The organism is Streptomyces sp. NPDC031497 (assembly GCF_055580905.1).
Map to the genome: position 1 here is coordinate 169,926 of NZ_JBVIKO010000014.1, position 14,187 is coordinate 184,112.

14 protein-coding genes and 1 pseudogene are annotated in these 14,187 nt (G+C 71.9%); 8 read left to right on the forward strand and 7 right to left on the reverse strand.

What is annotated here, in order from left to right:
* Positions 1-75: 75 nt before the first annotated feature.
* Complete coding sequence (locus tag ACZ5K7_RS27505; RefSeq protein WP_468917211.1) at positions 76-741, reverse strand: nitroreductase; 666 nt, start codon at positions 739-741, stop codon at positions 76-78.
* A gap of 60 nt (positions 742-801) precedes the next feature.
* Positions 802-1,608, reverse strand: coding sequence for a class I SAM-dependent methyltransferase (locus ACZ5K7_RS27510; RefSeq protein WP_468917214.1), 807 nt, complete (start codon positions 1,606-1,608; stop codon positions 802-804).
* 75 nt (positions 1,609-1,683) lie between these two features.
* Here ACZ5K7_RS27510 and ACZ5K7_RS27515 point away from each other — a divergent pair, with 75 nt between their 5' ends.
* Entirely contained in the window at positions 1,684-1,887 is a 204-nt protein-coding gene (locus ACZ5K7_RS27515; RefSeq protein ID WP_468917216.1) for an ArsR/SmtB family transcription factor, read from the forward strand.
* A 206-nt stretch (positions 1,888-2,093) separates the two neighbouring features.
* On the opposite strand, the gene ACZ5K7_RS27520 is transcribed toward ACZ5K7_RS27515, so the two are convergent.
* Together ACZ5K7_RS27520 and ACZ5K7_RS27525 are read right to left on the reverse strand one after the other, a co-directional pair.
* Positions 2,094-2,342, reverse strand: coding sequence for a carboxypeptidase-like regulatory domain-containing protein (locus tag ACZ5K7_RS27520; RefSeq protein WP_468917219.1), 249 nt, complete (start codon positions 2,340-2,342; stop codon positions 2,094-2,096).
* A 195-nt stretch (positions 2,343-2,537) separates the two neighbouring features.
* Complete coding sequence (locus ACZ5K7_RS27525; RefSeq protein WP_468917221.1) at positions 2,538-3,335, reverse strand: acetoacetate decarboxylase family protein; 798 nt, start codon at positions 3,333-3,335, stop codon at positions 2,538-2,540.
* A 106-nt stretch (positions 3,336-3,441) separates the two neighbouring features.
* Between ACZ5K7_RS27525 and ACZ5K7_RS27530 the strand changes: the two genes are divergently transcribed.
* The 5 genes and pseudogenes from ACZ5K7_RS27530 to ACZ5K7_RS27550 all read left to right on the forward strand — a co-directional run bounded on the left by ACZ5K7_RS27530 (position 3,442) and on the right by ACZ5K7_RS27550 (position 7,937).
* On the forward strand, positions 3,442-4,056 hold the full coding sequence (locus ACZ5K7_RS27530; RefSeq protein ID WP_468917224.1) for a TetR/AcrR family transcriptional regulator: 615 nt from the start codon (positions 3,442-3,444) through the stop codon (positions 4,054-4,056).
* Positions 4,057-4,139: 83 nt separating this feature from the next.
* Positions 4,140-4,654, forward strand: a pseudogene (locus ACZ5K7_RS27535) (SAM-dependent methyltransferase).
* Between the two features lie 474 nt (positions 4,655-5,128).
* On the forward strand, positions 5,129-5,338 hold the full coding sequence (locus tag ACZ5K7_RS27540) for a ferredoxin (protein WP_351697225.1): 210 nt from the start codon (positions 5,129-5,131) through the stop codon (positions 5,336-5,338).
* Positions 5,328-6,701 (forward strand): NAD(P)/FAD-dependent oxidoreductase, encoded by a 1,374-nt coding sequence (locus tag ACZ5K7_RS27545; protein WP_468917227.1) that lies wholly within the window; start codon positions 5,328-5,330, stop codon positions 6,699-6,701. The genes ACZ5K7_RS27540 and ACZ5K7_RS27545 overlap by 11 nt, the downstream gene beginning before the upstream one ends.
* 48 nt (positions 6,702-6,749) lie before the next feature.
* On the forward strand, positions 6,750-7,937 hold the full coding sequence (locus ACZ5K7_RS27550; protein ID WP_468917230.1) for a cytochrome P450: 1,188 nt from the start codon (positions 6,750-6,752) through the stop codon (positions 7,935-7,937).
* 647 nt (positions 7,938-8,584) lie between these two features.
* Here the strand turns inward: ACZ5K7_RS27550 and ACZ5K7_RS27555 are convergent.
* Entirely contained in the window at positions 8,585-9,547 is a 963-nt protein-coding gene (locus tag ACZ5K7_RS27555; RefSeq protein WP_468917232.1) for a GlxA family transcriptional regulator, read from the reverse strand.
* A gap of 101 nt (positions 9,548-9,648) precedes the next feature.
* On the opposite strand from ACZ5K7_RS27555, the gene ACZ5K7_RS27560 reads away from it, so the two are divergent.
* Positions 9,649-10,287: an HD domain-containing protein gene (locus tag ACZ5K7_RS27560; RefSeq protein ID WP_351696395.1), complete on the forward strand. Its 639-nt coding sequence runs from the start codon at positions 9,649-9,651 to the stop codon at positions 10,285-10,287.
* 18 nt (positions 10,288-10,305) lie between these two features.
* Here the strand turns inward: ACZ5K7_RS27560 and ACZ5K7_RS27565 are convergent, their stop codons facing one another.
* Positions 10,306-10,926 carry a TetR/AcrR family transcriptional regulator gene (locus ACZ5K7_RS27565; protein ID WP_351696393.1) on the reverse strand — a complete coding sequence of 207 codons (621 nt, stop codon included), beginning with the start codon at positions 10,924-10,926 and terminating at the stop codon, positions 10,306-10,308.
* A gap of 163 nt (positions 10,927-11,089) precedes the next feature.
* Between ACZ5K7_RS27565 and ACZ5K7_RS27570 the strand changes: the two genes are divergently transcribed.
* A complete protein-coding gene (locus ACZ5K7_RS27570) occupies positions 11,090-11,620 on the forward strand; it encodes a cysteine hydrolase family protein (RefSeq protein ID WP_468917345.1) in 531 nt (176 codons plus the stop codon).
* Between the two features lie 27 nt (positions 11,621-11,647).
* Here the strand turns inward: ACZ5K7_RS27570 and ACZ5K7_RS27575 are convergent, their stop codons facing one another.
* Entirely contained in the window at positions 11,648-14,170 is a 2,523-nt protein-coding gene (locus tag ACZ5K7_RS27575; protein ID WP_468917236.1) for a right-handed parallel beta-helix repeat-containing protein, read from the reverse strand.
* Positions 14,171-14,187 lie beyond the last annotated feature (17 nt).

Genomic DNA, 14,187 nt, shown 5'->3' on the forward strand with positions numbered 1-14,187 from the left:
TCGGCGGGACACGCTGCGACACGCGGCGACAGGCCGAAGATCCTACCCGTTCTCCGGATCCCGACCGCCGCGCGGTCACCCTCCCACGAAGCTCACTGTCTGTGCCATGTCCGCCCGCCCGGTGCGCAGTCGGGGCGCGTCTTCGCTCTCGAATCCCACCGCGACACCGCAGAACAGCACAAGCCCGTCATCGGCCCCGACCACCTGGCTGACGGTCTTGCGGAACATCGTCCACATCACCTGAGGACAGCTGTGCAGCCCCTCCGCCCTCAGCAGCAGCATGACCGTCTGCAAGTACATCCCCGCGTCCGCCCACTGCCCCGGCCCCATCGTCCGGTCGAGGTAGCAGAACAGGACGACCGGAGCCCCGAACGCCTCCGAGTTCAGGGCGGCGATCCTCCTGGGTCTGTCCGGGTCGTCGCGCTCGATTCCCAGCGCCTGGTACCGCTGGGCGGCCGCGGCGGAGAAGCGGTCCAGATACGGCGAGACCAGTTCGGCGGGGTACATCGGATACTCCCGCTCGTCACCCGGGTCGCCCGCCAGTGCCCTGGCCGTCGCACGTCCCTTCACCTCGGCCAGAGGCTCGCCGGTCACGACGTACAGGTGCCACGGCTGCAGGTTCCCACTCGACGGAGCCCGCGCCGCCGTGGCCAGTACCCGTTCGAGTACCTCCCTGGGCACCGGCCGACCGCTGAACGCCCGCACGGCCCTGCGGCTGTCCACGGCTTCGTACACATCCACGTTTTCTCGTCCTCCCATCCAACGACGGCCACTTCTCCGCTGATTTAAACGGACACCGACTCACGATCCGCCACCGCCCGCTTCCCTCGGCACCGGAACCGCCGTACCCGCGATGAGCAGGCGGTAGCCGTAGTCGACGGATTCCCGGGTTACCAGGTCGGCATGACGGCGGTGCCAGGCCCCTGAGACCAGGTCCGCGCGCAGCCTCGCGACCGCCGGTTCGACCACGGACGCGGGAAGCAGGGCGAACGTGGAACTCGCCTGTCGGACGAGGGGATCGAGATAGCACTCCGGACGTCGCCAGTACGCGATCTGGAAGCCGTCGGCGAAGTCGTGCGGGACGGGGAAGGGCAGCACGGTGTGGGCGCCCAGCGCTTCCGCCACTGCGGACAGAGGCGTGAAACGGGCGCGTTCGAGCTGCCGGATCTCAGGAAGATACTCCTCGATCAGCCACAGCTCGGACAGGTGATCCGGATCCCAGGTGAACACGGCCTGCCGCCCGGAGACGCGCCGCAGCTCAGCCAGGCCACGATGCAGGTCGGGCCAGTGATGCACTGTCATCACCGCCATCGCCGCGTCGAACGCGCCGTCCCCGAAGGGCAGTTGCTCCGCTCTTGCCAGGATTTTTCGCCGCCCCGGGTGCTGATCGAGCATCACCTGCGACGGGTCCACCGCGGTGACCTCTATGTCGGTCGGCTCGTAGGAGCCGGTACCCGCCCCGACGTCGACGACTGTGCGGGCCCCCGACAGAGCCCGGTGAATCAGGGTGGCCAGACGTGGGTCGGGCCGGCGGACGTGCCGGTATCCCACACCGATGCGGTCGTACGTAGGCGTCAGCGGGGCTCTCCCGGATGCAGAAGCAGTCATGTGCCGGATCCCACCAGCCCGATCGCCGGCTGGGCGAGAGATTTAGTGTGGGCCGAATGTTGCTGCTCCGGCTCGATGTGGACGACCTGGCCTCGGTTCATCGGCCATCTCGCCCAGCCGGCCGGCACGACCGAACTGGCCCAGCGGCGGGGCGTCAGCCCCGGCACCGTGAGCCAGCACCTCGGCGTCCTGCACCGTGCGGGACTGGTCACCCGGGCCCGGCACGGACACCTCGTTCTCTACCTGCGCAGCCCCCTTGGGGACCAGCTGCTGACCTGACGTCTGACGGGGAGCGGGTTGTCGATCGTGGTGCCGCCGTCTTCGGCGTACCCGTGCCGACGATGCCGTGGGGGCGGGCCGGTGACACGAAGCGGGGTGTGCTGCGCGGACTTGCTCAGCCGTCGGCGCCGGGGGAGAAGGGCGGATCCGGGGCAGACCGGTTCCGCGTCGGGCCATCGTTCCGGCAGGGCATCAGAGGAGGCGCGTCAGGGGTACGGTCGCCCAGGGTGAAGTCGGCGCGGAGGACGGACCCCGGTTCCCGGAACCGCCGTTACCTGTGGTTTTCTGCGGTGGGACGAGGCCACGATGGTGAGGTGTCCTTCGGGCAGCCCCGCCACGGCATGGGTGCCCTGGACGTTCGTCGCGGTACGCACCAACTGGCGGCCTCTGCCGTCCATGACCGTCACCGCGGCGTGCTGGAGCGGCTGCCGCGCACTGTCGGGGACGGTGCCCACCAGCGTCGGCAGTGGTTCGCCGAAGTGGTGGTGGGCCGGTGGGGGCGAGGCGGGGGTGGGGGGAATCGGCGCAGGGCGCCGTCTTCTCGGGACTTGGGGCCGACCTACCAGCGAGGTTCCGTGCTGGCCGGCACGGAACCTCGCTGGTACGTGCGCGGCTCTGTCCGGTTGCCCCGAACCGGTGGCAGCGAGGGGTCAGTTGTCGTAGTCGGTGAGGGTCCTGAGGTCGTTGACGGAGTACGCGAGGTGAAAGCGGAAGCCCTTGCCGGTCCGCCGGACGGGGAGGTCCGCGAGCTCTTCCCCGCGGGCCGGCAGGAAGTCCAGCTCGCCGGTGCCGATCCAGGCCTCGGTGACGCTCACGTCGTCGAGGAGCGCGAGGACCAGCTCGTGGACGGCGGGCCTGTCGTGCTGTCCGGCGGCGAGGCGGGGGAAGTGCCGGAGGTTGACCACGGGGCGGTTCATGAGGGCGGCGGGATCGTCGAGGGGCTGCTCCAGGGTGACGCGGGCTTCGGCTATGCGCTGGCCGGCACTGGAGGCGGTCGCGCCGAATCGACCGCCCTTGCCGACCGGCGGGGTGGCGGGGTTGGCGACGGGATACGCGCGGGTCTGGTGGACGACGCCGAGCTTCTTGGGGAAGCCCTGGATCCAGCCGCGGGCCATGGCCGCGTCGTTGTCGACGTAGATGTAGGGGCACCAGGCGACGGGCGTGTCGTCGAAACGCGCGTCCAGGGTGGTGAGGAACTCCCGGTACTGGGAGCGGGCGGGGTCCACATACTCCTGGCCCGTGGAGGAGTACTGCCAGTCGATGAACATGGCCACGCCACGCCCGGGGGTGTCCGGGTCGAGTGCGAGGCCCGCGGGGAGCGTCGCCTCGGCCGCGGCGGGGTCGGTGAAGAACTCGACGCCGACAACGGTGCCGGCGTAGTGCCACGGCGGAGCCGGTGCCAGATTGGCGGTCCCGCGGGGAGAGAGGGGCAGGGTGTAACCCTTCATGGCGGATATCCCTTCCATAATCGCTACGATACGTGCCGTTTCATTCGGCCAATGCGACGCTAACACGCCTTGACCGGAAAATGAAACGGTACGTATCGTTGCGGTCATGGGACTCGCATTCACCTCGGATCCGGCCGCCACCCCGCGCTCGGCCCCCAAGATCCTCGACGCCACCAGGGACCTTCTGGCCGCGCAGGGCTACTCCACCCTCACCATCGAGGGGGTCGCAGCGGCGGCGGGCGTCGGCAAGTCGACCATCTATCGCTGGTGGCCGAACAAGGAAGCGCTGGTCGCCGACGCGCTCGCGGAGGTGTTCCGGGCGGAGGAGATCCCCGACCGGGGCGACACCCGCGCGGAAGTGCGCGAGGCGGTCGACATGACGATCGGCAACTACGCCAACGAGGACCTGGCCGCGTCACTGCCCGCGCTCGCCGCCGGCCTGCTGCCCCACGCCGAGCTCATGGCCCGCTTCCGGGAGACCTTCCTGCGACGCAAGCGGCAGAACATCGACGTCGTGCTGCGCCGGGGGATCGAGCGGGGCGACCTGCCGCCCGACCTCGACACGGAACTGGTGCAGGACCTGTGGGCCGGCGCCATCCTCTACCGCCGGCTCATGATCGGGTCGCCCCTCGACGACGACCTGGCCGAACGCCTGGTGGAGCTGATCACCCACTCCCCGACAGCGGCCTTGTCCCGCCGTCCGCCCGCCTCGTCCGACTGAGCGACGTGGCCAGAGGCTCCGACCGCCGGAGTCCGTAGCGGCGGCGCAGGCAGGTCTGCCTGGCGACCGGGAGTTCACGCAGCGTGCCGCCCGGTTCCTGTTCCGGCGCCGGTATCTCTCGGTTCCTGGACATCGGAACCGGGATCCCCGCCCAGCCGAACCTCCATCAGGTCGAACAGGCCGTGAATCCAGGTGCCCGAGTGGTGTGTGCCGACAGCGACCCCATGGTCCTCCGGCATTCCGGAGCCCTCCTGAGCGGCACCCGGCAGGCCGGACCGCGTATCTCCACGCCGACCTGCGCGAACCGAACAGAATCCTTGCGTATGCCCGCGAGTTTCTGGACTTCAGCCGGCCGATCGGCCTCTCGCTCGTCGCGCTGATGCAGTTCGACCCCGGGATCCGGGACCGGATCGACGCCATCTGCCGCGTCGGCGGAACTCCCGTGCAAGCGCGCCCTCACAGCGAAGTGGCCCTGTTCCTGGAAGGGTTCGACGTGGTTGAACCAGGGGTGGTGGCATCCACGCGGTGGCATCCCGACGACGAGACGTGGATCCGTGCGGGACAACCGCTCTATGTCGGCGTCGCTCGCACGAACTGAAGAGGGCCGGTGTTGCTGGGCAATTGGCGATCCACGCAGGTCGTCCCTCAGCCACTGACCGCCTTCCGGGCGGGGCGGGACGGATCATGGCGTCACGATGTCGTATTCATAAGAGGCCCGCATCACCTGAGGCAAGTGGCGTGACGATGCCGCACGGTGACTCCGCGAGACGGGGCGCCGGTGACTGCGTGCACGCAGGCGGAGGAAGGCTTCGGGCGCCGGCCGGGGTGGCGCCTACGACGCCTTCTGGGTGCGCTGCCCAGCCCGGCAAGCCCACAGGTGCAGGTGTGGCTCACAGGTGCGGGACATATGCGTCTCGCGCCGTCGGCAGGAGACGGTACGACGCTCCGGTCCGGACAGCTCATCGACCGCCTCCGGCAGCGCGGCGTGCGGGAGCCCGGGTCTGGCTCCATCCTGGAACCGAGGGGCGGGCGACCAGGGGGTGCGGCAACGGAGGGAGTGGTGACGATGGCGATGCGGACTGTCGTGGACCTCACACGCTGCCAGGGCTACGCACAGTGCGTCTTCCTCGCACCGCAGGTGTTCGAGCTGCACGGGGAGGAGGGGCTGCTGTATGCCACGGCCGTCCCCGACGACCAGATGGAGCGGGTGCGCCAGGCCGTGGCCGCGTGCCCGGTGCAGGCGATCCTCCTCGGGGAAGAGGTGAGCGGCGGTGCCCGGTGACCTCAAGGACGGCCGTATCGTCATCGTCGGCGCGTCGCTGGCGGGGCTGCGGGCCGCGGAGGGACTGCGCGAGGAGGGTTTCACCGGCTCGGTGACCGTGGTCGGGGACGAGCCTCACCCGCCCTACGACCGGCCGCCGCTGTCCAAGCAGGTACTGCTCGGGCAGGCGACGGCGGAGACCACCGGGCTGCCCATGCGCCACGACCCGGACGCCGAGTGGCGGCTCGGGGTTCGTGCCGCGGGCGTGGACATGCTGGCCAAGCAGGTGCTGCTGGAGGACGGCGAGCCGCTGCCGTACGACCGGCTGCTGATCGCCACCGGCACCCGCGCCCGGCCCTGGCCCAACCCCGAGGAAGGCGCCCTGGACGGAGTGTTCACGTTGCGCACCCGCGAGGACGCCGGGGCCCTGGCCGAGCGCCTGAGCGCCGGGCCGGAACGGGTGCTGGTCATCGGCGGCGGCTTCACCGGCTCGGAGATCGCCTCCGCCTGCCGGGAACGCGGACTGGCCGTCACCGTCGCCGAACGCGGCCCCGCGCCTCTGGTGGGCGCCCTCGGCGGCACCCTGGCGAAGCTCGCGGCCGCCATGCAGCGCAACCACGGCGTCGACCTGCGCACCGGGGTGACGGTCACCGCCCTGCACGGGGACGGGAACGGCGTCTTCACCGGCGCGCAGTTGTCCGACGGCAGCCGCGTCGACGCGGACGTCTGCGTCGTGGCGCTGGGCGCGGTCCGCAACGTCGATTGGCTGGCCGAGTCCGGACTGGCGGCGGGCCCGCGCGGGATCGCCTGCGACGCCGGCTGCCGCGCCTTCACCATGTACGGCATCGTCACCGACGACGTCTTCGTGGCCGGTGACGTCTCCCGCTTCCCCCATCCGCTGTTCGGCTACCAGATGCTCTCCCTGGAACACTGGGGCAACGCGGTCGAACAGGCCGCGGTGGCGGCCCACAACATGGTCAACCCGGGGCCGCTGCAACGCCCCCACCTGGCCATCCCGACGTTCTGGTCGACCCAGTTCGGGCTCAACATCAAGTCGGTGGGCGTGCCGACCTACTCCGACCACGTGGTCATCGCCCAGGGTTCGCTGGAGGCGCGCCGCCTGGCCATGGTCTACGGCTACAAGGGGCGGGTCACCGCCGCGGTCACCGTCGACATGGCCAAGTCGCTCGACTACTACCGGCACATGATCGAGACGGCCGCTCCGTTCCCGCCCCCGCCCGGCGCGGCGGACCGGGCGCTCGCGGCCGACGTCCCGGTCCCGTCCGACGTGCCGGATCCCTCAGTGCTCTCCCACGGCCCCACCGTGGCGCTCACCGGATACCTGCCCGACCGCCGACTGGCCGTGGTGCAGCCGACGCGCTGACCGCGTCCCGCCCACGACTCCCACCACGAGGAGCCACGAGGAGCCACCATGGACTCCGAGACCCTGCTGGCACGGATCACCGACTACGCCAGCCGCCCCGACCCCTATCCGCTGTACGCGGAACTGAGGGAGGCCGGCTCCGTGGTGCCGCAGGCGGACGGCAGCTGCCTGGTCGGCGGCTACCACGACATCGCCGCGCTGCTCCACGACCCGCGGATGAGCGCCGATCCCCGCACCCGCGGCCAAGTGACGCACAAGCCGCCGTTCCTACGGCTCGACGACCCGGAACACCACAGGCTGCGCACGCTGACCATGCGGCCCTTCGGACCCCCGCACAGCCCGGGCCACGTCGACGCCATGCGCGGCGAGATCGACCGGATCACCAAGGAACTGCTGGAACCCTTCGAGGCGGGCCGGCAGATCGACCTCGTCGACGACTTCGCCTACCCGCTGCCCGTCACGGTCATCTGCCGCCTGCTCGGCGTGCCACGCGAGGACGAGCCGCTCTTCCGGGCCTGGTCCGACGCGCTGGTCGCGGCAGCCGACCTCAAGCCCGAGGAGGACGCCTCCGCCGGGACGCACGAGGCGGGCGACCAGGCACGGATCGAGATGGGCGGGTATCTCGTGAACCTCGCCGAACAGCGCCGCGGCGACCCGGGCGACGACCTGCTCTCCGCCTTCGTCAACGAGCCGGACCCGGCCCTGCGGCTCACCCAGGAGGAACTCGCGGAAACCGCCGTGCTGTTGCTCATCGCGGGACACGAGACGACGGTCAACCTGATCACCAACGGAGCGCTCACGTTTCTGCGCGGCCCCGAGCACCTGGACCACCTTCGCCGCGAACCCGGCCTGCTGCCGCGGACGGTGGAGGAACTCCTGCGCTACGAACCCCCGGTCCACATGCGCGAGCGCGTCCCGCTCACCGACATCACCGTCGCCGGCACCACGCTCGCCCAGGGCACCTCCGTCATCCTGGCGCTGGCCGCCGGCAACCGCGACCCCCGGCGGTTCGACGATCCCGACCGGTTCGACCCCACCCGCCCGGACAACGAACACCTCGGCTTCGGCAGCGGCATCCACCTGTGCTTCGGCGCACCGCTCGCCCGCCTGGAGGCCCAGACCGCGCTCGGCGCACTGCTCCCCGTGCTCGGCACGGCAAGCCTGGTCCAGGACCCGCCTCCCTACCGCCAGAACGCCATGCTGCGCGGCCCCCGTCACCTGCCGATCCAACTGTGAACGCGACTCGCCGGCCGCCCGTGGTACCGGGCGGAGCGAGGGCGCCGTATGTCCGCCGCGCAGCGGGAACGGCTTCGCGCGTCGGAGGAGTTGCCGCACCGCACGGAGGAGCAGGAGGTCGAACTGCTCACGCTGGCCTGGTTCACCGACCACGCCGATCCCGGACGCGGGTGGCGCCGGGCAGCGCGGGACGCCCGCCCGCGTCGCCCGGTCAACTGGGTGATGAACGGCGAACTCGGCGCGGCGGAACGCGCGGACCCGCTCGAAGGGCGCCTCGCCGAGCTGCGCGCCTGCCTGCCTGCCTGCCTGCCTGCCCGCGCGAGCGGAGCTCCTCGGCGGGAGCGACGCCCCCGTCCGCTGGCGGCCCTCGCATCACTCGCGCGCCGACTCGCCCTTCCGCTGACCCGGATCGGGAGTGCGGGACACGAACCCTGGTCGGAGCGGCCTGACGCCGTTCGCGCGCACCTCCGGCGATTCGTGCAGGGCACCCGGGCCCCTCAGGGGCCTCGACCGGCTCGCCGAGAGGCCTCTTGCGGCCATGGGCGCCATGGCCAGGTCCGTCCGTGACCCAAAAGCCGGTCCGTCGCGTCCGGGTCGCGACCGCCGGATCGTGGCGGCTGCCGGTGCGGCCGCCTGGCCGGTGGTGGCTACTCCTGACTGCCGCTGGTGGTGGCGAAGCGTCTGCGGTAGTGGGTCGGGGTCGTGCCCAGATGGCGGGCGAAGGCGCGGCGGAGGGTCTCGTCGGTGCCCAGACCGCTGTGCTGCGCGGCCGAGGTGACGCTGTGGCCCTCGAGGAGGAGTTGCTGGGCACGGTCGAGGCGGACCCGTTCGACCCAGCGCGCGGGCGTGGTGCCCAGTTCGGCGCGGAACAGCCGGGTCAGATGGCGGGGGCTGACGGCGGCGGACGCCGCCAGGGCGGGCAGGCTGTGGTCGGCGGTCGGGTCGGCGAGCACGGACGCGATCAGGGTACGGAGGAGGCCGTTGCGGGCCGGCGGGGTGGTGATGGCGGTCGAGAACTGGGACTGTCCGCCCGGGCGTTGCATGAAGACGACCAGTTCGCGGGCGATGTCCCGGGCCACGCCGGCGCCGTGGTCGTCCTCCACCAGGGCGAGGGTGAGGTCGATGCCCGCGCTGATGCCCGCCGAGGTGACGTACCGTCCGTCACGGATGTGGATGGCGTCGGGCTCGACCCGCACCCGGGGGTAGCGGCGGGCGAACGCGGTCGCGTGCCGCCAGTGGGTCGTCGCACGGCGGCCGTCGAGCAGGCCCAGCTCGCCCAGCACGAACGCGCCGGTGCACACGGAGGCGACCCTGCGCGCCCGCTCGGTGAGTGCGCGGGCCGTGGCCAGCAGCTCGTTCTCGATGGGCCGCTCGGCCAGCCGGTCGCCGCCCGCGACCAGGACCGTGTCGACCGGTCCCGTGTCGGCCGCCCGGACCGTGCCGGTCAGCGCCAGTCCGGCGGACGTGGTGACCGTGCCTCCCTCCGGCGAGACCAGCACCAGCTCATAGGGGTCGGCGAGCCGGCCCGCCTGGTGCAGTACCTCCGAGGGGCCGCTGACGTCGAGCATGGTCACGCCCTCGAAGACCACGAAGCCCACCCGATGTGCCATGTCCCGATCCGTGGTTTTCCTGGCAGCAGAGACATGGCCCAGCCTACGTCCCCGGAGCACCCTGAAGACAGATCACCTGACCGGTATGGAGGCTGAGAACGATGAGCGAAGAGATCGCAGGCGTACGGATCCCGGACACCACCCTGGTGCGGGAGGCCACGGAAATGGTGCGCGATGTCGCCACCCCGCTGGTGTTCGACCACTCCCGGCGGGTCTTCCTGTGGGGCTCGCTGCGCGGCCGGGCCCTGGGGCTGACCTTCGACCCCGAGCTGCTCTACGTGGGGGCGATGTTCCACGACCTGGGGCTGACCAAGAGCCTGCGCCGTACCGACCAGCGCTTCGAGATCGACGGCGCCGACGAGGCCCGCCACTTCCTGCACGCCCACGGCATCACCGGCGAGCCCGCCGACCGGGTCTGGACGAGCATCGCCCTGCACACCACCCCGGAGATCCCGCTGCACATGGCACCCGAGATCGCCCTGGTGACGCGCGGGGTCGAGCTGGACGTCCTGGGCATCGGCTATCACGAGGTCACCGACGAGCAGCGCGCCGCGGTCGTCGCCGCGCACCCGCGCCCGGACTTCAAGAACCAGATCCTCGCCGCCTTCACCGAGGGCATCCAGGACCGTCCCGACACCACCTTCGGCAACGTCAAGGCCGACGTACTGGCCCACTACGTCCCCGGCTTCCGCCGCGGCGACTTCGTCGAGGTCATCAAGGGCTCCGCCTGGCCCGAGTGACCGGGCCGCCGTGGAAGGTCACCTCGGCGGGGGTTCGAGCAGGGCGGCCACGATGTCACGGAGCGGGCCCAGCAGGTCCTCGGGTGCCGCGTCGGCCAGCGGCCGCAGACCGACGGCCGAGCGTACGACGGCGACGCCGACTCCCAGTGCGACCAGCAGTTCCGCCCTCAGCAGAGCGTCGGGTGCCGATGTGGCACCCGACGCTTCGAGCACCTGCCGGCCGAACTCCTCCAGCGCCCGCCGGCGCAGCTCGGCCACCTGCTCGTCGCCGGAGTCCCGCAACAGCATCAGCACCGGATGCTCGCCGAACTCCGCCCACGCCCCGGCCGCCAGCTGACGGCTGAGCGCCTCGGCCAGGGCGGCCGGACCGTGCGGGAACTCCTCCTCGCCGCCCAGGAACCGGGGCGTCGACGCCAGCGCCGCCTTGAACAGGCCCTCCTTGGAGCCGAAGTACCGCTTGACGAGGGCCAGATTGACCCCGGCGTCCGCGGCGACGTCCCGCAGCGTCGTACGGTCGTATCCGAGCCGGGTGAACCGGGCGCGGGCGGCGAGGAGGAGCGCCCGGCGCGTCGCCCCGGCGTCCCGGCGCCGGCGTCCGTCGGCCGGATCGGGGTGCGAGGGTGCCTCGTCCGCTGACATGTCGGCTCCTCTCGGGGACGTTCTTGGGGCCCAGGGTGGACCCGCCGATAAGTAATCGTGCGTTGACTTGGCTTCGGGGTGGGGCTACGTTACCAAGTAATCACTTGATGACTAACGGGGCCATGGGAAAGGAACATCGACGGTGCCTCAAGCTCTTCTCGTCATGGACGTCCAGCAGGTCGTCACCGACCGGTTCGCCGCGGACGACTACCTGCCGCGCCTCGCCAAGGCGATCGACGCCGCCCGCGCGGGCGGGATCCCGGTGATCTACGTGGTCGTCGGCTTCCGTCCCGGATACCCGGAGATCAGCACCCGCAACAAGATCTTCGGCGCCATGCCGAGCCGCGCGGCCGGCCTGGCCGGCGACGCCCCGACCACGCAGGTGCACCCCGACGTGGCGCCCGCACCCGGCGAGACCGTCGTGACCAAGCGACGCGTCAGCGCCTTCGCCGGAAGCGACCTCGACCTGGTGCTGCGGGCCGGCGAGATCGATCACCTCGTCCTCACCGGCATCGCCACCAGCGGCGTCGTGCTGTCCACCCTGCGCCAGGCCGCCGACCTCGACTTCGAACTCACCGTCCTGTCCGACGGCTGCCTCGACTCCGACCCGGAGGTCCACCGGGTGCTCACCGAGAAGGTGTTCCCCACGCAGGCGGAGGTCACGACCGTGGACGCCTGGGCGGCGGCACTCTGACGCCCGCCGCGTCCGGCCTCGGCGCCGTCAGTGTGCCGCCGGGTGGGGCAGGTCGTGGGCTTCCAGGCTGATCAGCTCCTCCGAGGTCGGAGCGGAAAGCTCGGCCACCCGCTGGGCCTGGCGTTCGGTCATCTCCTGGAAGATCTGGCGGGCCGAGCGGCCGTTGCCGAAGCCCTCGCCCCGGGGCATGGCCTCGAAGAGGGTGAGGAGTTCGGTGCGGGCCGTGGGCGTCATCTCGTAGCGGTGCTGTCCGGCCTGGAACTCGACGATCGAGACCAGTTCGGCGGACTCGTAGTCCTCGAAGAGCAGCGTGCGGCCGAAACGGGAGGCGAGGCCCGGGTTGGAACCGATGAAGCGGTGCATGTCACCGGGGTAGCCGGCGGCGATGACCACGACGTCGTCGCGATGGTCCTCCATCAGCTTCACCAGGGTCGCCACGGCCTCGGTACCGAAGTCGTTCCCCGCCAGCGCCGGGGCCAGCGAGTAGGCCTCGTCGATGAAGAGCACACCGCCCAGCGCCCGGTTGAAGGCAGCGGTGGTCTTCGGGCCGGTGTGGCCCACGTACTCGCCCACCAGCGCCGTGCGGTCGACCTCGATCAGATGACCCCGGCGCAGCAGCCCGAGCGCCTTGAGGAGACGGCCGTACAGGCGGGCCACGGTGGTCTTGCCGGTGCCGGGGTTGCCGGCGAACACCAGGTGCCGGCTGAGCGGCGGGGCCGGCAGCCCGGCCTCCTCGCGGCGGCGGACCGTCTGCATGAGCTTGACCAGTGAGCCGACGTCCTGCTTGACGCGGTCCAGGCCGACCAGTTCGTGGAGTTCGCCGAGCAGGTCCTCCAGGCTCTCCTCCGCCGGCTCCTCCGTGTCGTCGGCGGCGGACTTCGCGGCCCTGGGGGAGGGCGCCGCCCCGGGAACGCCGTTCGCCGGCGTCACGGCCGGGGCGCCGAAGGTCAGCGGCGCGCCGTCGGCCGTGCAGTCCTCCAGGACCGGCTTGGCGCCCTCGTCGGTGCCCAGCGCCTCCGCGCAGTCACGGACCCGGCACTGCCGGAACACCGGGTCGGCGCCCGCGGCGACATGCAACGCCGGGAAGCCGGCGCGGGTGACGTCGAGCCCGGTGAACGTGCCGCCCGCCCCCTCCGCCAGGAACACCCCGTTCTTGCCCGGCCGGTCGATGCGCAGCCCGGTCATCTCCGGCCTGGCGCCGGTCCAGACGACGGCACCGGAGCCCGCGCAGTTCTCGACCCAGCCTCCGTTCACCGTCGCCTCGGCGCCCTCGTCGACCACCAGCCCGGCCGCCCCGGCGCCGCTGATCCGGATCCCGGCGAGGGAGGCGGCGGCACCCTTGGCGACCTGCACGCCGATCTCCTTCGTCCCGGTCACCGTGGAGTCGGCGACCGTGCTGCCGGTGGGCGAGCCGATGCCGATGCCGGCGGCGGACCCGGCGACCCGGCAGCCGGTGAGCGTGGCCACCGCCCGCTCCAGAACGCTCACCCCGGTCATGGCGACGTCGATGATCCCGCAGTCGGTCAGCTCGATCCGGGCCTCGCCGGTGGCGTGCACACCGTGCTCGGAACCGCCGCGCACCCGGCAGTCGGCGAGCCGCCCCACGGCCGTACCGGCCAGGTGGACCGCGCTGAAGGCACTGCGGTCGATCCGGCAGTCCGCCAGGTCCGCCTCGCCCGCTCCCGTCACCAGCAGCCCGTTGGCGCCCGCGTCGGCCACCGAGCAGCCGGACGCGCTGAGCCGCGCGGTCTCCTGCACCACCAGCCCGCTGGCGGCCGCGCCGCGGATCTTGCAGTCGGTCAGCTCGGCACGCGCCGACCCGGTCAGATGCACCCCCGCCGCCCCGGGCGTCTCGATGCGCGACTCCCCGGCGGTGGCCTCGGTGGCGTCCTCAAGGAGCAGGCCCGCCCGGCCGCTTCCCGCCAGCACCGAGTCGGTCAGCCGCAGCCGGGACCGGCCGCGCAGCCGCACCCCGGACCCGGTCGTGCGCTCCAGGCGCAGCCGTACGGCGTCCAGGCTCGCGGCGCCGGACAGCACCACGCCGGTGCCGTCGACGCCGGTGACCGCCGTGTCCTCCACCCGGGCCCGGACACCCCCGGCCAGATGCAGACCGGCCAGCCGGGCGCCCTCCAGACGGCAGCGGCGCAGCACGACCGCCGTCGTACCGCCCTCCTCGTCGTCCGGGCCCTTCGCCTGCACCCGGCCGCCCTCCACCGAGCACTCCTCCAGGACCAGCCCGGCCCCGGGGGACACGCTCACGGCGGGCCGGCCCGCGTCGGAGCCCCACACGGTGATGTTGTGGAGGGCGCAGTCAGGGCCGTCCACGGTCACCGCGGGCGCCTCCCCGGGCGGCGCCGCGATCACGACGCTGCCCCGGCCGTGCTCCGCCGTGAGCACGACCGCGCGGTCCAGGACCAGGTTCTCGGTCCAGGTACCGGGGGCGATCACCACCAGATCGCCGGGCGAGGCGGCGCGTATCGCCTCGCCGATGGTCCGGTACGCGCCCCGGCCGCCCTGACCCTTGGGCGCCACGGTGTGACGGGTGGTCATCTACGTTCCTCAAGTCT